The organism is Eubacterium ramulus ATCC 29099 (assembly GCF_000469345.1).
Classification (GTDB): domain Bacteria; phylum Bacillota; class Clostridia; order Lachnospirales; family Lachnospiraceae; genus Eubacterium_I; species Eubacterium_I ramulus.
This window is the reverse complement of record NZ_KI271177.1, coordinates 1-22459: the sequence shown is the minus strand read 5'-3', so window position 1 is coordinate 22459 and position 22459 is coordinate 1. Positions and strand designations below refer to the sequence as shown.

At 43.6% G+C, this 22459-nt stretch carries 16 protein-coding genes and 3 tRNA genes; 15 read left to right on the top strand and 4 right to left on the bottom strand.

What is annotated here, in order from left to right:
• A partial coding sequence (locus tag HMPREF0373_RS13450) for a helix-turn-helix domain-containing protein (protein WP_044964514.1) occupies positions 1-284 on the bottom strand: 284 nt, incomplete at its 3' end.
• A gap of 506 nt (positions 285-790) precedes the next feature.
• Here HMPREF0373_RS13450 and HMPREF0373_RS13440 point away from each other — a divergent pair.
• The 5 genes from HMPREF0373_RS13440 to pyk all read left to right on the top strand — a co-directional run bounded on the left by HMPREF0373_RS13440 (position 791) and on the right by pyk (position 6882).
• Positions 791-1882: a DUF3878 family protein gene (locus HMPREF0373_RS13440; protein ID WP_021740302.1), complete on the top strand. Its 1092-nt coding sequence runs from the start codon at positions 791-793 to the stop codon at positions 1880-1882.
• An 88-nt stretch (positions 1883-1970) separates the two neighbouring features.
• On the top strand, positions 1971-2198 hold the full coding sequence (locus HMPREF0373_RS13435; RefSeq protein ID WP_021740301.1) for a LacI family transcriptional regulator: 228 nt from the start codon (positions 1971-1973) through the stop codon (positions 2196-2198).
• A gap of 32 nt (positions 2199-2230) precedes the next feature.
• Complete coding sequence (locus tag HMPREF0373_RS13430) at positions 2231-3949, top strand: S1C family serine protease (RefSeq protein ID WP_049946847.1); 1719 nt, start codon at positions 2231-2233, stop codon at positions 3947-3949.
• A gap of 177 nt (positions 3950-4126) precedes the next feature.
• Positions 4127-5059, top strand: a complete 933-nt coding sequence (gene arcC / locus HMPREF0373_RS13425) for a carbamate kinase (RefSeq protein ID WP_021740299.1) — start codon at positions 4127-4129, stop codon at positions 5057-5059.
• A 71-nt stretch (positions 5060-5130) separates the two neighbouring features.
• Entirely contained in the window at positions 5131-6882 is a 1752-nt protein-coding gene (gene pyk / locus HMPREF0373_RS13420; protein ID WP_021740298.1) for a pyruvate kinase, read from the top strand.
• Between the two features lie 125 nt (positions 6883-7007).
• Here pyk and HMPREF0373_RS13415 read toward each other — a convergent pair whose 3' ends face one another.
• Both HMPREF0373_RS13415 and HMPREF0373_RS13410 read right to left on the bottom strand, forming a co-directional pair.
• A complete protein-coding gene (locus HMPREF0373_RS13415; protein WP_021740297.1) occupies positions 7008-8126 on the bottom strand; it encodes a phosphotransferase enzyme family protein in 1119 nt (372 codons plus the stop codon).
• Between the two features lie 28 nt (positions 8127-8154).
• Entirely contained in the window at positions 8155-9075 is a 921-nt protein-coding gene (locus HMPREF0373_RS13410) for a sugar phosphate nucleotidyltransferase (RefSeq protein WP_044964508.1), read from the bottom strand.
• Between the two features lie 269 nt (positions 9076-9344).
• Between HMPREF0373_RS13410 and nagA the strand changes: the two genes are divergently transcribed.
• The 10 genes from nagA to HMPREF0373_RS13360 all read left to right on the top strand — a co-directional run bounded on the left by nagA (position 9345) and on the right by HMPREF0373_RS13360 (position 20855).
• Positions 9345-10478: an N-acetylglucosamine-6-phosphate deacetylase gene (nagA, locus tag HMPREF0373_RS13405; RefSeq protein ID WP_044964505.1), complete on the top strand. Its 1134-nt coding sequence runs from the start codon at positions 9345-9347 to the stop codon at positions 10476-10478.
• Positions 10479-10531: 53 nt separating this feature from the next.
• Positions 10532-11263, top strand: a complete 732-nt coding sequence (gene nagB, locus HMPREF0373_RS13400; RefSeq protein WP_021740294.1) for a glucosamine-6-phosphate deaminase — start codon at positions 10532-10534, stop codon at positions 11261-11263.
• 62 nt (positions 11264-11325) lie between these two features.
• Positions 11326-11407, top strand: a tRNA-Tyr gene (locus tag HMPREF0373_RS13395).
• 94 nt (positions 11408-11501) lie between these two features.
• The gene (locus HMPREF0373_RS13390; protein ID WP_021740293.1) at positions 11502-11933 is read left to right on the top strand and encodes an MOSC domain-containing protein; all 432 of its coding nucleotides are present in this window, start codon (positions 11502-11504) and stop codon (positions 11931-11933) included.
• A gap of 152 nt (positions 11934-12085) precedes the next feature.
• Positions 12086-14428, top strand: a complete 2343-nt coding sequence (gene ppk1, locus HMPREF0373_RS13385) for a polyphosphate kinase 1 (protein ID WP_021740292.1) — start codon at positions 12086-12088, stop codon at positions 14426-14428.
• A gap of 449 nt (positions 14429-14877) precedes the next feature.
• Positions 14878-14950, top strand: a tRNA-Phe gene (locus tag HMPREF0373_RS13380).
• A gap of 87 nt (positions 14951-15037) precedes the next feature.
• Positions 15038-15108, top strand: a tRNA-Gly gene (locus HMPREF0373_RS13375).
• A gap of 378 nt (positions 15109-15486) precedes the next feature.
• On the top strand, positions 15487-16053 hold the full coding sequence (locus tag HMPREF0373_RS13370) for a TetR/AcrR family transcriptional regulator C-terminal domain-containing protein (RefSeq protein ID WP_044964502.1): 567 nt from the start codon (positions 15487-15489) through the stop codon (positions 16051-16053).
• 454 nt (positions 16054-16507) lie between these two features.
• Positions 16508-18622: an efflux RND transporter permease subunit gene (locus HMPREF0373_RS13365; protein WP_021740288.1), complete on the top strand. Its 2115-nt coding sequence runs from the start codon at positions 16508-16510 to the stop codon at positions 18620-18622.
• A complete protein-coding gene (locus HMPREF0373_RS13360; RefSeq protein ID WP_021740287.1) occupies positions 18591-20855 on the top strand; it encodes a hypothetical protein in 2265 nt (754 codons plus the stop codon). The genes HMPREF0373_RS13365 and HMPREF0373_RS13360 overlap by 32 nt, the downstream gene beginning before the upstream one ends.
• Before the next feature lie 138 nt (positions 20856-20993).
• On the opposite strand, the gene HMPREF0373_RS13355 is transcribed toward HMPREF0373_RS13360, so the two are convergent.
• Positions 20994-22289 carry a tyrosine-type recombinase/integrase gene (locus HMPREF0373_RS13355; protein WP_021740286.1) on the bottom strand — a complete coding sequence of 432 codons (1296 nt, stop codon included), beginning with the start codon at positions 22287-22289 and terminating at the stop codon, positions 20994-20996.
• Positions 22290-22459: the final 170 nt, after the last annotated feature.

The window sequence follows — 22459 nt, the reverse complement described above, 5'->3', positions numbered from 1 at the left end:
ACGCACCAAGTCTCACGTACGTTCGACTTGAATTCATACGAAAGAATCAGGTACATCCGATCCCGGTAGTCGTCAAAATCTTTCTCGATCAGGGTATTGATTTTTTTGAAACGATAGATCAGAGAGGTACGGTGCATATCCATGGCCTCTGAGGTAGCAACCAGGTTTCGTTCGTGAGTCAGATACATGTACAGCGTATAGGCAAATTCAGAATGATGTTTTTTGTCATAGTCCAGCAGAAACTGCATTTTCGGATGGCAGAAGGTCCGGCTGGATTCACTCAAATTACTCCAACCGGTCAGTGCATGTATGCCATCGGATGATGTCAGCAGGGTTGGGCAATCCGTCAGTTGGTTTTAAATTTGTTTTAATCCTATGTACATGTTCCCTCCTTCTTTGTCTGTTCTTTATTATACACGAAATAATAAGCAATGTAAAAACACATATTTTTCCCTGATTAATACAAACCTGATCATTGCATCTGTGGCCGGAAAACTGTATGAAAGCACACAGTCTTATATGAGCGCACTAATCATGCTGTTGGTGCTGATTCTGGCAGGGGTTGTTGTGTTTTTCGGAATCCGGAGACCAAAAGCAGGATGATGATAGTTAGATTGCAACGTAGAAAATAGCAGTGTATGCGTTCTGTTCCAACAAGGAAAGGTGCTGGGTGAATGGAAAATAAAGGGTTGTATAAGGGATATCTGTCAAAAAACAGGTATCCCTGTTTACATTTTAGGAAGAGGTAGTATAAAATCAGAAGAAATACAAGAAGACGAGGACATATACGTTGGAAAAGAATGATTTGAGGACAGAATTGAATCCTTTTGAAATGCTGGAGGAACTGCTCTGGCAGGATCAGTTTGAATTGATTTTTCCGGAAAATGAAAAACAGTCAGAACTCCGTCTTGTCTATCTGATGAATGACGCAGTAGAAAGTTTTCTGGTCTTTATCAATGCGAAAATGACCGGTCAGTATCAGCCGGATTATGAGGGGGAACTGGAAGCAGAATTGAGCAAGGAAGATACGGAGGATGGCTGTATCTATGTACTGGTAGTTCATCAGGGTGACAGTGTCGTGACATTATTTTTTGAGGATTTGAAAGTTGAGACACATTTGTACCGATACGGAGATCTGGGGCATTTCTGGGTGAAGGGATACGAATATTTACGACAGTTAGAATACCGCATTGCGATTCTGCATACAAAATGCGAGTATCTGGGGGCGGATGCTGCCGGCGAAGAAGAGCAAAAACTGGCGGAACTGGTGCATTTTCCACCTTTGAACTATGCTTGCTATCCGGCTGTTTCACAAAAATATATTGTGCCGATGGATGGGGTCTGGGAACCGACAGAGCAGGCAATTTCCATCATGGAGGAACTGGCAGCAGAAGCTGATGATCACAGTCTGCTTTGGTGGTTAACATTCTATCGAAAGCATCAAGGAAAGGGGATGAGCAGATTGTTGGCATGGATGATGCATCGCACAAGACATGGAGCTGTGATAGATTTGCTGATAGAAAAACTGATGCGGGCAAGCGAAGGTTACCCGGTGCGCAGCTATAAAACAGAAAAGCTTAAATCAGAAGACGCCGGATTCAAGAAGGAAGAAATTGGAAAAAGAGAAGTATGTGATACAAAAGCATCAGAGCAGAGAACTGTATCGGCAGTCGGAGGAATATCACAGCAGTTATATGAGAAAATTCTGATGCAGGCAGTACAGCGTAAAATGGAGCTGGAAGCTCAGGGAAAGCAGGTCACACTGGTGCGGGAAGAACCATTTACAACAGCGCAGGATTCCGTGGAATATAACGTATATCTGATGATCTGGAAGAAAAAACGGGGAAATCGAATTGTGGAAGTGGAACGTTTTTCGGGATGATAAATTAAAATGATACGTTACTTCGGGTAAAGAGCGGTATTACGGATGAAGTTGTCTGCGCCGGCAGACAGAGAGGGAAGGCTTCCGAATGATGGAACACCTGCTGACCGAGGAGGATCGCCCCACAGCGATCTATTGTGCCAATGATATTTCCGCGGTTGGTATGCTGAAGTGTATGGCAAATAATAAGAAGTGCGGCTACATGCCGTCTATTATTGGTAATGATGACATTGAGGCGGCGCAGGATACAAAACGATTCATAATTCACAATTCTTTCACAATCTCAACAAAGTTTTACTACAATCGTTTCGTATGATATACTCATCAAAGATGAGGAGGCAGAGAAAAATGCTTGAGAATAAAGAAAACAAAATGAACACAGAAAATAATGAATCAGAAGTAAAAAATGAAAGCAATATAGAAAATGTAGAAACTGTAAAAAATGATGCAGAGGATTCTGCTACGAACAAAGCTACTGAGGAAATGTTTGAGGAATCCGATTTTGTGACACCGCCACAGGATGTGGAAGAAACAGCAGATGCTGCACAGGCAGATACCGTTCAGACTTCCGAGACAGATCAGACGCAGAATTGTGAAGCTCAGACTGATGAGGATCATATCAAAGGAACCGAGGGCGCTTCCCAGTACCGTTATTCCTATATCAAGAATCATCAGAAACAGGATCACGTTGGCGGTGACCGGAACAGCAATCATCAGGAGACACCACAGCAGAGAAGAAAACACAGACACAGCATGAATGTATATGCAAAAGTAGTGTGCTGTGCAATCTTATTTGGTGCAATTTCCGGTGGTATGATCCTTGGATCTTTCGCAATCGGAAAGAATTCAGCAAAATCAGTTGCAGCTGCAAATCTGGAGACTAATGCTGCAAAACTGAGCACAAACTCCGGCAACAAGAAAACCGATGCATCTGGTTCCACTGATGGAACCTATGCCGTAGCAGAAATTGCATCGCAGTGTAAATCCTCGGTTGTAGCGATTACAAATCAGAGTGTGCAGGAAGTACAGACCATGTTCGGAACTATGCAGCAGCAGAGTACCGGCAGTGGTTCCGGTGTTATCATCGGAAAGAATGATACAGAGCTTCTGATCGCAACCAACAACCATGTAGTATCCGGTGCAGAATCCTTAACGGTATGCTTCAATGATAATAAAGACGCCGTTTTTGATGCAAAGATCAAAGGTACGGATCCCAATAACGATCTGGCTGTTATTGCCATCCAGCTTTCCGATATCAGCGAGGATGTGTTAAACAGTATCTCCATCGCAACTCTGGGCGATTCCACGCAGATGGAAGTCGGTGATCAGGTTGTTGCCATCGGAAATGCACTTGGTTTTGGCCAGTCTGTTACAACCGGTATCATCAGTGCAGTTGACCGTGAAGTTACTATCGATGATACAACAGCAACTCTGTTACAGACAGATGCAGCTATTAACCCTGGTAACAGCGGCGGTGCGCTGTTCAATATGAAAGGTGAAGTTATCGGCATCAACAGTGCAAAATATGCCAGCGATGAAGTGGAAGGTATGGGATTTGCAATCCCGATGTCCAAAGCACAGAGTATCATTGAAAATCTGATGAATCAGGAGACCAGAGACAAACTGACCAGTAATTATGGATTTCTAAATATTACAGGACAGGATGTTTCATCAGAAGAGGCAGAAAAATATAATGTTCCGGAAGGCGTTTATGTCAGCGGAACCACAGATGGCGGTGCAGCAGCAAATGCCGGTATCCAGAGAGGCGACATTATCACAAAGCTTGGTAATACAACCATTACCACGATTTCTCAGTTAAAAGAGGAACTTCAGTATTACAAAGCCGGTGAGACTGTAGAGGTTACAATCCAGAGAAGCAGTGACGGAAAAGGTTATCAGGAGCAGACATTAAAAGTTACACTGGATAATGCATCTCAGGAGCAGACTAATACAACAAATCAGAACAACGGTGGTCAGTCCGGTTCCAACGGACAGTATTCTATCCCAGGATATGGAAACAACGGAGGCAGCAATAGTCTGGAACAGTTTTTTGGCTATGGAAACTAAGGAAACACGTATGCCTGTACCGTATATACGGTATCATCATAAATGAACAAACGGTACATCATGCAGAGTCATCAATTTGAATGGAATCTTTCTTCTGTATGAAAACTGCTTTACGCTGTCCCTATCTTGTGCTAAAATGTATGAAACAGACTTTTACGAGTATTGGAGGCAGTTGAGATGAAGAAGAAAAGAATTGCAATTGCACTTGGACATGACGCACTGGGAACAACGCTTCCGGAGCAGAAGGAAGCAACCTGCCGCGCAGCAAAAGCAATTGCTGATTTAATACAGGATGATTGTCAGGTGGTTATCACACACAGCAACGGACCGCAGATTGGAATGATCCACACAGCGATGTCTGAGTTTCACAGACTGTATACAGATTATACAGCGACACCAATGTCTGTATGTTCAGCAATGAGTCAGGGCTACATCGGATACGATCTGCAGAATGCGATTCGTACCGAATTGATGAACCGCGGTGTATACCGTACCGTATCCACACTTTTGACACAGGTTATCGTAGATCCTTATGACGAGGCTTTTTACAAACCGAGCAAGATTATTGGTCGTGTTATGACTGAGGAAGAAGCGGAAGAAGAAGAGAAAAAAGGAAACCATGTTGTTAGAACCGAGGAGGGCTATCGTCGAATCGTTGCGGCACCGATGCCACATCAGATTGTGGAACTGGATGCTGTAAATACACTGATGGATGCGGATCAGGTTGTCATTGCAGCCGGTGGCGGAGGAATTCCGGTACTGGAGCAGGGCACTGTTTTAAAAGGCGCAAGTGCAGTCATTGAGAAAGATCTCATTGCAGGATTGCTGGCAGATGGTGTCGAGGCGGATATGCTGATCATTCTGACCGGTGAGGAGAGCGTTTATAAGAATTACGGAACAGATAAACAGGAATCGATTCGTGAGATGACCTGTGCGGAAGCACGGAGATATATCGCTGAGGGAGAGTTTGGAGAGGGGACCATGCTTCCGAAGATTGAAACAGCCATTTCCTATATTGGTGATTATGCAACACGTAGTGTTCTGATCACAAAGCTTGGAAGTATTGAAGCAGCTATGGCTGGGCAGACAGGTACAATTATAAAGAAATAAAATAAAAAGGGGATAATGCAGATCGTGTATTATCCTCTTTGCACTTTTTCATAGGAAAGGAATATAGAAATATGAGAGAAATCAGAAAAACAAAAATTGTATGCACACTGGGACCCTCCACAGATAAAGGTGATGTACTCCGTCAGCTGATGCAGGAAGGAATGAATGTTGCGCGTTTTAATTTTTCACATGGTTCCCATGAAGAACAGAAAGCACGATTGGATAAATTGGTAGCATTGCGGGAGGAACTTGATCTTCCGGTAGCAGCACTGTTAGATACAAAAGGTCCGGAGATTCGTCTGAAAGAGTTGAAAGGTGGTAAGGCAGAACTGAAAGAAGGACAGTTATTTACACTGGCACTTGGTGATTTTGTCGGTGATGCCAGTCGTGTTGCCATCACATATGAGGATCTTCACAATGATGTCAAAGCTGGTGATCGTATTCTGATCGATGACGGTCTGATCGAAATGAAAGTTGTTCGCCTGGATGGAACAGATATTGTCTGTGAGGTAATCAACGGTGGTATGATCTCTAACAAAAAAGGGGTCAATGTGCCGAACGTGGAACTCTCTATGCCGTTTATCAGTGAGACAGATTACAGCGACATTGTGTTTGGTATCGAGAATGGATTTGATTTTATTGCAGCATCCTTCACCAGAACTGCCGATGACATTTTGCAGATCCGTAAGATTCTGGAAGAACATGACTGCAAGAGTGTCAATATTATTGCTAAAATTGAGAATAAACAGGGTGTGGATAACATCGATGATATTATCCGGGTATCTGATGGCATCATGGTAGCACGTGGTGACATGGGAGTTGAGATTCCGATGGAGGATGTACCGGTTATCCAGAAAATCTTGATCGAAAAAGTATACAAAGCAGGAAAACAGGTTATCACAGCGACACAGATGCTGGATTCCATGATGAAACACCCGCGTCCGACCCGTGCGGAGGCAACGGATGTAGCAAATGCTGTCTATGACGGAACCAGTGCCATCATGCTTTCCGGTGAAACTGCTGCCGGTGATTATCCGGTGGAAGCACTGCAGACTATGGTGAAGATTGCATCCCGTACCGAACAGGATATCAACTATATGTCTCGATTGAAGAAACGCAGCATTTTGACAAACCCGGATATTACCAATGCTATTGCACATGCAACCTGCACCACAGCCATGGATCTGAATGCATCTGCAATCATCACAGTATCCAATTCCGGTCGTACTGCACGTATGGTATCAAAATACCGTCCGGCCTGCCCGATCATCGGATGCTCTGTAAACAAAGACGTATGCAGAAAAATGAGTCTTTCCTGGGGCGTTACACCGCTGCTGGTAGAATTAAAACACAACTCTGACGAGTTATTTGATCATGCAGTTGATAAAGCAGAGGAGATGGGACTGATCAAACAGGGTGAGATCGTTGTTCTGACTGCCGGTGTACCACTGGGTATCTCCGGTACTACCAATATGATCAAAGTGCATGTGGCAGGACATATTCTGATGCAGGGAAAAGGTCTGAATGATAAAGTTGATTCCGGCAATATGTGTGTGGTAAACTCAGCAGAGGAACTGAAAGAGAAATTCAAGGTTGGAGATATTATCGTTGCAAAAGACACCTGTAATGAAATGATGGAGCAGATTCGTCTGTCCTCCGGATTGATCCTTGAGAAAAACAGTATAAATTGTCACGGTGCGATTGCAGGACTGAGCCTTGATATTCCGGTACTGATCGGGGCAGAAAATGCAACACAGATTCTGAAATCCGGTGCTTTTGTGACACTGGATGGCAAAAAAGGAATTGTGAGCTGCAATAATTAAAAGCTTCTTTATGCATAAATAAAGGAGATTGTGTCATTTTTCTCATAGAGCGATTATTAGCTCGTGAGATGAAATGACACAATCTCCTTTTTAAAATCTTAAATTTTTACCACATAAGAAAAAATCTATTTAGCTACAGCTGCATATTTGCGTACGATAGCATTCATCTCATCCCAATGTGCTTCCATGTCACGGACAAGCTTGAACTGTGTGCGGGTACGATCCAGGTTCTGTCCCGGACGATGTACAGCGAAGTAATGGTCACCTTCCAGATAATCGGTCAGGAAACGCATGCCGCATTCCAGTGTCATCAGTTTAGCTCCCCAAGGGAGAGTCTCAATCTCCAATGGTGTCAGGGCATCTCCTGCAATCTCAAGGAATCCTTTTGTGTAAGCCTCAAAAAGTTCCAGAGAGAAGTTTACTTTTGTCAGATCCGGTTCATCCTCGGCACTGTGATTTGCACCGAAACGGATAGAATCACCATAATCGTTGGCTGCCAGACCCGGCATGACGGTATCCAGATCAATGATGCAGAGTGCGTCGTTTGTTTTATCATCCAGAAGAATGTTGTTTAATTTTGTATCGTTGTGTGTAACACGGAGAGGCAGTTTTCCGGCTGCCAGCAGATCTGTCATGTGTGAACAGTCTGCCTCATGGTTCAGTACAAAATCAATCTCTTCCGGAATGTCAGCGGCACGGTGCATTGTGTCGGCTGCCAGGGCTTCTTTGAATTTGCGCAGACGATCCGGGGTATTATGGAAATCCGGAATCGTTTCATGCAGTGTGGAAGCATCGTATCCGGAGAGGTTTTTCTGGAACTGTCCGAATGCTTTGGCGGAAGTGTAGAAATCCTCAGTATTTCTGCACTGCTGCAGACAGATGGTATGTTCTACGAACTTATAAATACGCCATGCACCCTGTGTGGAATCAGTATAGTATGGCTGACCGTCACGGGTGTATACAACTGTCATGGTTTCACGTTCTGTATCTCCACCGCGTTCTGCGATGATGTCTTTCAGGTAAGAAGTAACGCCGCAGATATTTTCCATCAGGGATTTTGGATTGGTAAAAATATCTGTATTAATGCGCTGCAGGATAAATCTGTGTGTCTCTTTGCCGGTAACGGTTACCAGGCTTGTGTTGTTGATGTGACCTTCCCCATAGGCCTTGTAAGTTATAGTGCCTTCACCCAGGTCATAGGCAGAAAGAACTTCCTGAAAAATCTCAGGTTTAATCTGTATCATAATATCTTCTCCTTTATCTGTATAACGATTACTGCCACAATGGTGTCGGATATAATCCGTCGGCAGCTTTGTCTGCAAGTGCTTTTACGATTCCCGGTTTGTCTTCGCGGTAAGTAACGCCGTACCATTTGTCCGGACTCTGTAATACTTTTACAGATGCTTTGCCTTCATCCAGAAGCTGGCTGACAACGGATGGAAGGAAGTATTCCCCTTTCAGCGGATTATTCACCATTGCATCATCCAGGAATGCTGCGAAGCGGTCTTTTGCTTCTTTGATAAAGCTTTCACTGAATCCCCAGAGATTCATGGACACAATGGTATTTCCATCGATCTCATGCCAGGTTTCACCTTTATCTTCAGTAAAGCGGATGCCGCCTTCGTGCTGTTCAATCTGTGTATGCTCAACAACACTGATCAGATTGGAATCAGCGTCTGTCGTGCACACGCCGCGGGCAACAGAACCATTTTCTGTAACAGTGTTTTTTAACTGATAGCCAACCATGCAGTAACGATATTTGTCATCATCACTGTGTGTGGACAGGTAATCATAAATGATCTTAAAGCAGGTAGTTCCATAATAATCATCTGCGTTGATCACAGCAAATGGTGCATCAATGAGATCTCTTGCTGCAAGAATTGCATGGCAGGTTCCCCATGGTTTCTCACGGCCTTCCGGTACGGAATAGCCTTCCGGCAGATCATCCAGATCCTGATATGCATAAGCAACTTCCATATATTTGGAAACGTGATCACCGATGGCTTCTTTAAATGCATCTTCAATGGAATGTTTGATGATGAAAATAACTTTTTCAAATCCGGCACGGCGGGCATCATACAGGGAATAATCCATAATTACTTCTCCATGACTGCCAACCGGATCCATCTGTTTTAATCCTCCGTAACGACTGCCCATTCCAGCTGCCATAACGACTAATATTGGTTTTTTCATTTTCATATCCTCCTGTGTTTATGAAATATATTCCTTGGAAGACGGACATATGCTATGGAATAAAAAATAGCAGAAATGTCAGACTTCTTTTGCGTGTTCTCTGTTAACCTTATCTATTATACGTTTATTTTTTGGGGAGTGCAACCGATAAAACGGAAGAAAACAGGGGGGAAACAGGGTCAAAACAGAAGCGTAAAAAATGCAGAAAAAAAGGCTTGCAATTCTTTGAAAAAAGATGCAAGATATGCATAGCGAAGGAGATGGAAGAGATGTATATAACAAACGGACAGGTCTTTCTGCCCGAAGGAAGATTTGAAAAATCAGATATTTTATGTGGGGATCGGATTACTGCCATAACCGGTGGTGATACCCATGTGACAGTACAGGAGCTGTCAGATGGAGAAATGATAGATGCGACCGGAAAATATATCATTCCGGGACTTGTGGATATTCATACACATGGAGCGGTAAATGCAGATGCCAGTGATGGAGATGCAGATGGTCTGCGCCGGATGTCACGATATTATGCACAGAGAGGTGTAACATCCTGGTGTCCGACTACTATGACGCTGTCGGAGAAATCACTGCTGCATGCAATGCATGCCATCCGTGATTTTGAAAGTGATGGAGCGCATTGTGTGGGAGTTCATCTGGAGGGACCGTTTTTAAGTTATGAAAAACGCGGGGCACAGAATGCACAGTATTTGCAGAAACCGAATATGGAAGAACTGGAAAAATTAAACGAAGCCTGCGGTGGACAGGTATGCATGATCACAGTGGCTCCGGAAGAAGATCGGGATCTGGCATTTATCCGACAGGCCAGCAGACTTTGTACGGTTTCCCTGGGGCACTCTGTGGCAGACTATAAGATGGCACAGGCGGCTTTCGAGGCAGGTGCTACCCATGTTACGCATATGTTTAACGGCATGAATGGAATTCATCACCGGAAGCCGGGAATCATTGGTGCTGCATTTGATGCAGGTGCTACCGTCGAACTGATCTGTGATGGTTTTCATATCCATCCGTCGGTTGTGAGGATGACAGCTGCCCTGTTTGGCGCCAGATTGAATTTGATTTCGGATTCTATGCGCTGTGCGGGAATGCCGGAGGGAGAATATGAACTTGGCGGTCAGCCGGTATGGATGAAAGAGGGCAAAGCAACACTGGCAGACGGAACACTGGCAGGTTCTTCCATTCATCTGATGGATGGGCTTCGAAATGCGGTATCTTTTGGTGTGCCATTGGAACAGGCTGTAATGGCAGCTACCTCTACTCCGGCAAAGGCCATTGGAATGGAGCGGGAGATTGGTTGTATCCGGACAGGTGCACGGGCAGATCTTCTGATTCTGGATGAACATCTGGAACTGGAAAAAGTTATTATCGGTGGACAGATCTGGCAGTAGCATAAAGAAATGGATTTTCTATGAATAATGCATAAAATGAGGAGGTTTTTACAATGAAAATTATTAAATCAAAAGATTATGATCAGATGAGCAGAAAAGCGGCAAATATTATTTCCGCGCAGGTAATCATGAAACCGGACTGTGTACTTGGCCTGGCAACCGGAAGCAGTCCGATTGGCACTTACCGTCAGCTGATTGACTGGTATAACAAAGGGGATGTTGATTTCTCGGAATGCTATTCCGTGAACCTGGATGAGTATGTAGGACTGGATATTACAAGTGATCAGAGTTATGTATATTTCATGCGTCATAACTTTTTTGATGCAATCAATATCCGTGAGGATCATACGTTTATTCCGAATGGAAAAAATACAGATGTGGCTGCTGAGTGTGAGCGTTATGATAATCAGATTGCATCTCTGGGTGGCATTGATCTGCAGCTTCTCGGACTCGGACGTAATGGACATATTGGTTTCAATGAACCAGATCAGGTGTTTACAAAGGGCACACATTGCGTAGATCTGGCAGAATCTACCATTGAAGCAAACAAACGGTTCTTTGCCAGTGCAGATGATGTACCGCGTCAGGCATTTACGATGGGAATCTGTGATATCATTCAGGCAAAGAAAGTGGTAATGGTTGTATCCGGCGAAGATAAAGCCGATGCGGTACAGAAAGCATTTTTCGGTCCTGTGACACCGGAAGTACCGGCATCCATTCTTCAGTTGCATCCGGATTTTACGCTGGTTGCAGATGAAGCCGCACTGAAAAAAGTGCTTGCATGAAAAGCAAGAACGTGATATAGTAAATGACGAAATGAGCGCAGAAATGTCTCATTTCGTTAAATGGGTGGATTCCCGAGTGGCCAAAGGGGACAGACTGTAAATCTGCTGGCGATGCCTTCGAAGGTTCGAATCCTTCTCCGCCCATTATTAAAATAAAAAGGACTTCTCCGGAAGTCCTTTTTTTTTGGCTCCAAAGATGGTAGAATAAAGATATTACAGGGATAGGAGAGTATGGAATATGGGAATTGTAAGAGGAATCTGTATCAGTGAAAAGAGAGGAACACAGAAGCATGAAGTTTCAGAGGCGAAATTTGTTTCAGACTGGGGCATCGAAAGTGACGCGCATGCCGGACACTGGCATCGTCAGGTAAGTCTGCTTTCACTGCAGAAGATTGAGGAGTTTCGTGCCAGAGGTGTGGCTGTGGAGTTTGGTGCATTTGGAGAAAATCTGATTGTAGATGGATATGATTTTCGAAATCTTCCGGTGGGTACAAAATTTCGTTGCAATGATGTGTTGCTGGAAATGACACAGATTGGTAAAGAATGTCACAGCCATTGTGAGATTTATAAAGTAGTAGGAGACTGCATTATGCCGCGGGAAGGGGTGTTTGCTAAAGTATTAGAAGGCGGAACCATCAAGGTAGGCGACGAATTGGTTATCGTAGAGTAAGAAAAAAGAACTGTTTCAGGCATTGTGTTTTACATTGACTTTACAAGAATTTTATAAAATGCTGATAGCGGCAAAATTTCAAAAGAAATATTATTAGTAATACGCAGGGATTTTGCAAAGCATAAGAGAAAGCATAAGAGGATAAAATAAATATGAGCAGAATTGCAAATATAATACGGGGATTATTTGGCAGAAAACCCGTGCATCAGCAAAAAGACAGTATGGCACCTCGGGGTAACGGTGAAAAAAGTGTACAGCCAATGCCTGAAAATGTGATTCAGAAGATACCTGTGGAAGCAAAAATGATGAAAGAGGTATCAGATATGGAATTACAGACGGTAAATGCAACAACCGTACAGGCACAGAGCGCAGATGGAAACATGGCGGAGACAAATGTATCGGAAAGAGATGGGCATGGGACAGAAGTACAGGTAACAACAGAACAGACAATGAGGAGTGGGGGAACAATGGTTCATTCATGTTATGACAACAGAGAATTATCATGGTTAAAGTTTAATACAAGAGTTTTAGAGGAAGCTGAGGATACATCGAATCCATTTTGTGAGCGTTTATCTTTTGCATCTATTTTCCAGAGTAATCTGGATGAATTTTTTATGGTACGTGTCGGTTCTTTGTATGATCAGATGCTGGTATCCAAAGATATCCGTGATAATAAGACAAATATGACCTGTCAGGAACAGCTGTTTGCGATCTTTGAGCAGGTGAAACTACTGACACAGCGTAAAGATGCTGCTTATGCAGAACTGAAACGTGGACTGGAGACGCAGGGAGTGGAAATCTGCAGTTATTCCGAACTGGAAAAACGGGATGTGGAATTTCTGGATTCCTATTTTGAACATGAAGTACGCCCGTTATTGTCACCGCAGATCATTGGTAAAAAACAGCCATTTCCGTTTTTAAAAAATAAAGATATTTATGCAGTGGTTGTGCTGGAAAAGAAAAACCGGGACAAACTGGGGATCGTGCCTTGTGATTTGGATGTGATTCCGCGTCTGGTGCGGATCCCGGGACATGAGAATCGTTTCATGCTCCGTGAGGAACTGATTCTGCATTATATTCCGCTGATTTTTGACCGGTATAAGATTAAGAGTAAATCACTGATCCGTATCATCCGAAATGCTGATATTGATCCGGATGAGGAAATGTATGATGATGATACAGACTTCCGTCAGGTAATGGAACAGCTGGTAAGCCGCAGACGAAAATTATGTTCGATCAAACTGGAGTATACGCGATTGATGGATGAGTCTGTTCTGGATACGTTGTGTGGCTATCTGGATCTGAAGAAAAAGCATATCTTCCATTCGGAAGCACCGCTGGATCTGTCCTTTTTCTCAAGAATCCGTGATTTGCTGAGAAGTAAAAAGGAATTGTTTTATGATAAGTATACACCGCAGATCCCGGCAGATATCGATATGTCAGAAAGCATCATGAAACAGGTGGAGCAGAAAGACCGCTTCCTGTTCTTCCCATATGACAGCATGCAGCCATTCCTTCATATGCTGAATGAAGCAGCAGAAGATCCGAATGTCGTATCTATTAAAATGACACTGTACCGTGTGGCAAATGACAGTAAAGTCGTTGAGGCATTGATCAATGCTGCAGAAAACGGTAAGGAAGTTGTGGCATTGGTGGAACTTCGTGCCCGTTTTGATGAGGAAAATAATATTGAGTGGTCCAGACGGCTGGAGGACGCAGGCTGCCGGATCCTGTATGGTCTGGATAAACTGAAAGTTCATTCCAAGCTCTGCCTGATTACAAAGAAACAGGAAGGTCATATTTCTTATATCACACAGATCGGAACCGGAAATTATAATGAGAAAACAGCAAAACTATATACAGATTTCTCACTGCTGACAGCGCATCAGGGGATTGGCGCAGAAGCAAATGAAGTATTCCACAAACTTTGTCTCGGTCAGGTGATGCAGGAAACTAAATATCTGATGGTTGCACCGAAATGTCTGCGTAACAAGATTCTTTCTAAAATGGATGAGCAGATTGCACTGGCAAAACGCGGAGAACCCGGATATATTGGTGCAAAGATGAACTCCCTGACAGATAAACGGATTATTGAGAAACTGATGGAAGCGTCTCAGGCTGGTGTGGATATTGAGCTGATCGTGCGCGGAAGCTGCTGTCTGATTGCAGGAGTTCCGGGAGCGACAGATCACATTACTGTACGCAGTATTGTGGGACGTTACCTGGAACATTCCAGAATCTATATTTTCGGAAATGATGAGGTATATATTGCCTCTGCAGACTTTATGACCAGAAATACCACACGTCGTGTGGAAGTGGCAACACCGATTTATGATGAAGATATCAAAAAACGTGTGCTTCATATCTTCGATGTGATCATGTCCGATAATGTGAAGGCGAGAATACAGATGGCAGATGGCCAGTATGTACATGCCGTGCAGGATGGAGAACTGATCAATGCACAGAAGTATTTCGAGACAATGGAAAATCGCTAAATAATTTGGAAGTGATGAACGCAAAATCTACGATATAAATGGATTCCTGCAACACATGTGCAATGACACGAACAATTTTCTGTTTGCGCTGCGCCGCTTATCTCCGCCTCCTCCCGCGAACTCGCCCACAGCAGAAACAGCTGTTGGCTCAGACACACTCACGGAGGCGGGCTATGCTCGCTCCAACGACGAAAATTGATCTACCGTCATTCGCACATGTGTTGCAGGAATCATATTAATAAGCGGTAGATTTTGCGAATATACGTTATCAGATGATGCAACGTATATTGCTATGTTGCCAGTACAAGTTCTGCTGGTCGTAAGCCCAGTATGGGTATTTTGTGCGAATGACGCTGTGAATTGTAACAGAATGAGTGAATGGCGCACGATTTGACTTGAACAATGTCTTGACAGGAGTAGAAAAATAAGATAGAATAAACAAATCAATTGCCCAGTTAGCTCAGTTGGTAGAGCAGAGGACTGAAAATCCTCGTGTCTCTGGTTCGATTCCGGAACTGGGCATTTATTATAAAAAAAGTGTTGACATCAAAGTATAAATGTGATAATATATCACCTGTCGATGAGTTGACACAACAAAATATTGTACATGCGGGTGTAGTTCAATGGTAGAACACCAGCCTTCCAAGCTGGATACGTGGGTTCGATTCCCATCACCCGCTTTTTTTTATTTTACAGTTCACTCATCATATGTATTCAGGTAATGATTATGCTTGCATGAGGAATTACCTGAGTACATAATGATGAAGGGAGCGCTTTTTTATGAGCAAAGAAAGTAGCGCAGCTACGGGAAAGCCCGAATGGGCGCTTTGCGAATGGCGCGGGTGAACTGTATTTTTCATCTCAGTCTGAGTTGAGACTCCCACTTCTGCAAGTGGTGAGTAATAACAAATCTTTCTCAGTGGGAGTACAATCTCCGACTGAGATAAACGCTCCGCGAGGATGTGCAGTGATTCTGAAAGAATATGTCAGCTTTCGCTGACCAGAATCACGCACCAAGTCTCACGTGCGTTCGACTTGAATGTATGGGGGAATTTAACATGAATGATGGACAGAAACTACCGGTGAATGTATCTTTGGCACAGAGTTTTAAGAAGCTGGCATGTGAACAGCCGGTGGAAAAGATTACAATCAAACAGATTACGGATGGGGCAGGAGTGATCCGGCCGACGTTTTATCACCATTTCAGTGACAAATATGGTTTGTTGGAGTGGATTCTGGTTCAGGATATCCTTCTTCCGATTCAGCCGTTGGTGGAAAATGGTATGATCAATGAGGCGATGCAGATTATTTTCTCCAAGATGCAGAAAGAAAAAAATTTTTACATGTGTGTCGGAAGGATGGAAGGTCAGAATTCCTTCCGGGAGATGGTGGAGATTGGCATCCGTTCTCTTCTTACCGGCATGATTGAGGAGAAGATGAAAGGAAAAGTTCCGAAAAACCAGTGGCTTACCCCGGAGCGGATTGCGGCTTATTATTCCCAGACGATGACGTATATCATGATGACCTGGATTGAGAGCGGTATGGAGATTTCACCGGAAGAGCTGGTGGAGGTATATGGTTTTATGATTACACGTTCTCTGGCAGATGTGCTGGCAGATATTTAAAGGTGGGAGGTATGTGAACGCAGAATAAGCATTCCCCCGCTTCAAGTGCGTAGAGCACTAAGCGGTGGGTAAGGGGGATGCTTATGTCAGTGGGAGTTAAAAGCTCCCACTGACAGGTCGCAAAGCGACTGCGTTCATGAGCAAGTAGCGAAAGCGGATTGCGAATGTCCGCTTTACACTCCTTTTGGTAAGTTGCGCAGTTTGCTGATAATCAGGTAATGTAAGTAGTATAAATACAAATAACACATATGCGTATTTTACTCATATACAAAAAAACGTATATGTATACAAAATGTATGCATATATAAGAAAATGAATATAAAAGTGATACACTCAAAAAAGATTGGATATTTTATTATCCAATCTTTTTTTCTATTCTATTACAACGAACAGGCACCTGCCTATGAGGTGCTGATACAGTTGTAAAATATAGAACAGAAAGAGATGAGAAAAGATGCTGAAATTTGGAAAAGGTGTAGTCAAGTCGCGGATCATCATATTTATTGCAGCAATCCTGCTGTTGATCCCGTCCGTGCTTGGCTATCTGCACACAAGAGTGAATTATGATATTCTTTCCTATCTGCCGGAGAATATCGAGACGATGAAAGGCCAGGATATCCTGGTAGATGAATTTGGAACAGGAGCGTTTTCAACCTTTGTGGTTGATGGCATGTCGAATAAAGAGATCAGTGCCCTGAAGGCAAAAATCGAAGATGTGGATCATGTCAAGACAGTGCTCTGGTATGACAGCGTAGCAGATATCAGTATTCCGACAGATATGCTGCCGGAAAAGATGCAGAAAGTATTTCTCAGCGATGAAGGTACACTGATGTTTATCATGTATGACACGACAATGTCGGCGGATGAGACAATGGAAGCGGTGGAGCAGATTCGTGCCATTTCCAATGAACAGTGTTTCCTGAGTGGTATGTCAGCGGTTGTTACGGATATCCGGGATCTGTCTGACAAGGAAGTTCCGGTGTATGTACTGCTGGCGGTGATCCTGTCGCTGGTGGTATTGTCATTGACCATGGATTCGTTTCTGATTCCGATCTTTTTCCTGCTGAGTATCGGTATGGCAATCATATATAACCTGGGAACAAATGTGTTTATGGGAGAGATATCCTATGTGACCAAGGCGTTGAGTGCGGTGCTGCAGCTCGGTGTGACCATGGATTATTCGATTTTTCTGTGGCACAGTTATGAGAATCAGAAGAAAATATTTGCGGAGGATCATAAAAATGCCATGGCACATGCCATTGCCCAGACCGTTACCTCTGTTGTGGGAAGTTCTGTTACGACAGTGGCCGGATTTATTGCTCTGTGTTTCATGAGTTTCACACTGGGTATGGATCTGGGAATCGTTATGGCAAAAGGTGTTGTATTCGGTGTGATCGGATGTGTTACGATCCTGCCGTCCATGATTCTGATTTTTGATAAACCACTGGAAAAAACGAGACACAAAGCAATCCTTCCGGATATTGGAAAATTGTCCGGCTTTGTGACAAAACGTTTCCCTGTTTTTCTGCTGATCTTTGCAGTGCTTCTGCTTCCGGCTATTTACGGACAGAAAAATGCGGAAGTTTATTATGATCTGGCCGGTACACTGCCGGAGGATCTGCAAAGCTTCATGGCAAACCAGAAACTGGATGAAGAATTTGATATGAATTCCACTCACATTTTGCTGGCAGACAGTCATATGAAAGCAAAAGATGCGCAGGCAATGCTGGATCGTATTGATAAGGTAGATGGTGTCAAAACGGCTATCGGTATTGACAGCATCGTAGGCCCTTCGGTACCGAAAGATATGATTCCACAGTCCGTCCGGGAAATCATCGAGGATGATAAATATCAGATGATTCTGATCAGCTCAGAGTATAAGACCGCTTCGGATGAAGTAAATACTCAGATTGATGAGATCAATAAAATTGTGGCAGATTATGATGAAAACGGTATGCTGATTGGTGAAGCTCCGTGTACGAAGGATCTGATTACTATTACAGATACAGACTTTAAAGTAGTCAGTGCGATTTCAATCGTGGCTATTTTTGTGATCATTGCAATGGTGTTTCGTTCGCTGGTGCTGCCAATCATTCTGGTGGCAGTTATCGAGTTTGCAATTTTTGTAAATATGTCAATTCCATTTTACACGCACACATCAATTCCGTTTATTGCATCCATTGTAATCGGAACCATTCAGCTGGGTGCGACTGTTGATTATGCAATCCTGATGACAAACAATTACAAGAGTGCACGGGCAGCCGGGATGGAGAAAAAGGATGCGGTGCAGCATGCAGTGGCATCTTCCGCCCAGTCTATTGTAGTCAGTGCGTTGAGCTTTTTCGCATCTACATTTGGTGTTGGTATCTATTCCAACATCGACATGATCAGTTCGCTGTGTATTCTGATGGCTCGGGGAGCCCTGATCAGTATGGTAGTCGTTATTTTTGTACTGCCGGCGATGTATATGGTATTTGACAAGGTAATATGTGCAACAAGCGCAGGTTTTGGAGTAAAGAAAAAGGAGAAAAAAGCAAATGAAATTTTCAAGAGTAAAACAGTTTCTTAAATCAAAAAAAGTAATTCGTACCGGTGCCTGCGTACTGGCAACAGTGATCGTGACCGGTGGTGTGGGTGCGTATCATGTCTATGGACAAAAAGCAAAAACGGCTCAGGAAACCACACAGGAGCGTGATGCTGACACAGAAGACCGTTTTGCAGATGCGGAGGATGTTCTGACCCAGGTGCTCAAAACTCAGACAAAAACAGATAATGACGCGGCAGCAGAAAAGGAAGAAACCGTTTATGTGGTGGCTGATCCGGACGGAACACCCAATGAGGTTATTGTAAGTGACTGGCTGAAAAATTATCTCGGTGCAGATACCATCGAGGATGTCAGTGATCTGACAGATATTGAAAATGTAAAAGGTGATGAAAAATTTACGCAGAATGCAGACGGAACACTGACCTGGCAGGCAGATGGCAATGATATTTACTATCAGGGAAAAACAGATCGTGATCTCCCAATCGAAATGAAAATGACATATTATCTGGATGGTGAGGAGATTACACCGGAGGAACTGGCTGGCAAGAGTGGAAAAGTGACGATCCGTGCGGATTACACAAATAAGGAAAAAGCAGAGAATGGTGTCTATGTGCCGTTTGCGGCAGTAACCGGGATGATGCTGAATAAAAACTTCACAAATGTGGAAGTGACAAACGGAAAAGTAGTCAGTGACGGAAATAATCAGGTGGTTGTGGGATTTGCATTTCCTGGTTTGTGCGAGAGCCTGGATCTTGACAGCAAGAATCTGGAGGATGTGAATATTCCGGATTATATGGAAGTGACTGCAGATGTCAAAGATTTTTCACTGGATATGACGATGACGTTCGTGATGAGTGATATTTTACAGGAACTGGATGTGGATCAGGATATCGATCTGTCCGGTATTGAAGATGCGATCGATTCTCTCAGTGATGCATCTGCACAGCTGGTGTCCGGAAGCAGAGAACTGGCAGACGGAACAGGTACCTTGCTGAACGGTATCAATGCTTATACTTCCGGTGTTTCCACATTGAAGAGTGGGATCAACGCCTATACAGATGGTGTGGCACAGGTGAAAAACGGTGTGGACAGTTATACAGCCGGTGTGGCTCAGGTGGCAGGCGGTACGAAGCAGCTGGCAGATAAATCGGGAGATCTTAAAGATGGTATTACACAGCTGGTGAGCGGTGCGATGCAGGTGCAGACTTATTTCGAAGGTGATAATGGCATTGTCAGTGGTGCAGAAAAGATTTCTGCCGGAATCGATCAGCTGGATGCTGCTTTGCATGCAGGAATGACAGAGGAAGAAGCAGCCCAGGCAGAGGAAACTGTAAATCAGATGTTTGCAAAAGACGGCGAGACCTATCAGGAAATCGCAAAAAAGGCAGCCGGTCAGTATAAAACAGCTTTAACAGGAAGTGATGAACTTCAGTCCAAAGTTGAGAATGGTGTTAGCCAGGCAATGTACGGTGCATACAAAACTGCATATCAGCAGCTGAATGCAGAAGCATATGCACAGGCAGGAAAGAGCGATGCACTGGAAGCGGATGCAAAGGCATATGCAGATAAGATGACAGCAGCGTCAGCATCTTCTGTGTCAAATGTCTCAAGCCAGCTTATCAGTGGAATTGCTGACGGTACATCCATCCAGATTGGCGGAATGGCCGCAGAAGCTGCAAAACAGGGTGCTGTGGCAGGTGCAAAGAGTGGAATCGCTTCTGCAAAAACGGCTATCGCTTCTCAGATTGAAAACGGTGGTCTGGTATCAGGTGCTCAGACATTAAGCGCAGGTGTCCAGAAATTATATGGTGAAGGGATCCAACCGCTGGCAGTCGGTATGCAGAGTCTGAACAACAGTGTTCCGGAATTGATGAAAGGAATCCAGACATTAAATGCCGGAGCTGAAACACTGGACAGCAACAGCGCAACCTTGAAAGCAGGAGTCAATACCTTAAACAGCAAAGGCGGTGAACTCAAAGCAGGAGTTACGGCATTGGATAATAACAGTGGAAATTTAAGCTCGGGAGCCGCAAAACTGAAAGATGGTGCACAGACACTCAGTGACGGCATGATTCAGTTCGATGAGGAAGGTATTCAGAAACTGAGTGATGCATATCACGGAGATGTGGAAGCATTGTTAGACCGCGTGGATCTGGTACTGGATGCAGGACAGTCTTATCATACCTTCTCCGGTTTAAAAGATGATATGAGCGGAAGTGTGAAATTTATTATTCGTACGGAAGCTATTGAAAAATAAATTCTTGTTTGCCGAAATATCTTTCTAACTTTCCCTATTTTACAGGCTTTTCAGCCCATTCATTAGTGAAATGATATGTATTTTCCCTTATTTTTGCCCTTATGAGATAATCGTAAGGGAAATAAGGGAAAGTTTTATTTAGTCGTTGCCTGCCACTTTATCAAGTAACTTTGCTGATTCCCGTTTGGCTTTTCTCGTGGAGTGAGCGTAGACATTCATTGTGGTACTGACATCTGAGTGTCCTAACAGTTCCTGCACATCCTTTGGTGCTGCTCCATTTGCCAGAAGGTTGCTTGTGTAGGTGTGTCGCAGCTGGTGAAAATGAAATCCTTCAAATCCATCCAGTTTCTGAGCAATCTTCCTGCAAACAATTCCTAACGTACTTGGCAGTTCCAGACTTCCATCCGGTCTTAAGCAGACAAAGGATATTTCCTTATAATCTTCTGGAACACTCTCTGTTCCGTCCAAATGATAGAACTCATAGTAAACTCTGTTTTTGTCTTTTACTTCTCTGTAGTAGTTTTTGTGGTAAAGTTCTCCGTACTGCATCCGGTTTTTAAGCTGTTCCTTTCGGGCATTGCGAAGAATCTCAGTCAGCGTATCTCCAAAATCAACAATCCTTACCTTTTTTCGTTTGGTTGGTCCGATGATGTTCTTATGTCTTGAACCATCATAGCGGATACTGCGTCTGATCGTAAGGCACTGTTCTTCAAGATTTACATCCTGCCATGCCAGACCACAGGCTTCACCGATACGAAGTCCTGCATAATAAGCTATCTGGATTGGAAGTATTGCCGGTGGATTGTAATCCTGTAGAAATTCAATCAGTCTTTCATAATCCTCTCGTGGAATTGGCTGTATATCGCCATCCATGTCATCATCAGAAAACAGGTCAACCTCATCCGTCTGGTATTTCAGCTTAATATACTGCATCGGATTGAAAGTGATATATTGCTTTGGTGATACTGCAAACCGGAATGACTGCTGTAATACTGCCGAGAAAGAACGAATGTAATCTTTGCTGTAACCTTTTCTTTCTGAACCATCTGGATAAGTGCCACCAAAGGAAAGCAGATCGAAGAAGGCTTGTAAATGCTCAGATGTTACATTTTTCAACTTTCTCTCTGAAATTGGATGCTTCTTGATGTTGGTAATAGCACCAAGGTAATTCTGGACTGTCCCATTACTGAGAGTACCGGTCTTTAATTCTTCCTCTGCCCATATATCAAGTAATTCTCCAACTGTAATATTTTCCGACTTTGCAATGAATTTCTTGCTTTCGTAATCGTCCATTGCCTGACGGAGCAGTTTTTCCGTTTCACTTTTACTTTCTGTTCCAGCGTATTCTTTCTGAACCAGATTGCCGCTTGCATCTTCTACATAGAAGCGGTAGTACCATTTCTTTCCTTTTTTTCTTACAGATCCTTTTGCCATAATCGTGTGTCTCCTTTCGATATCAGACAATCGGAACTGATGAAATGCTTCTTGCGTGTAGGCATCTTATGGACAAGTCCATAAGCCAATTCGCCGCTCGTCAAATCTGTAAACAGCCTGACTTGCTCGTGCTCATTGTATCATAACTCCGGTTGTCGTTCTATACCGAA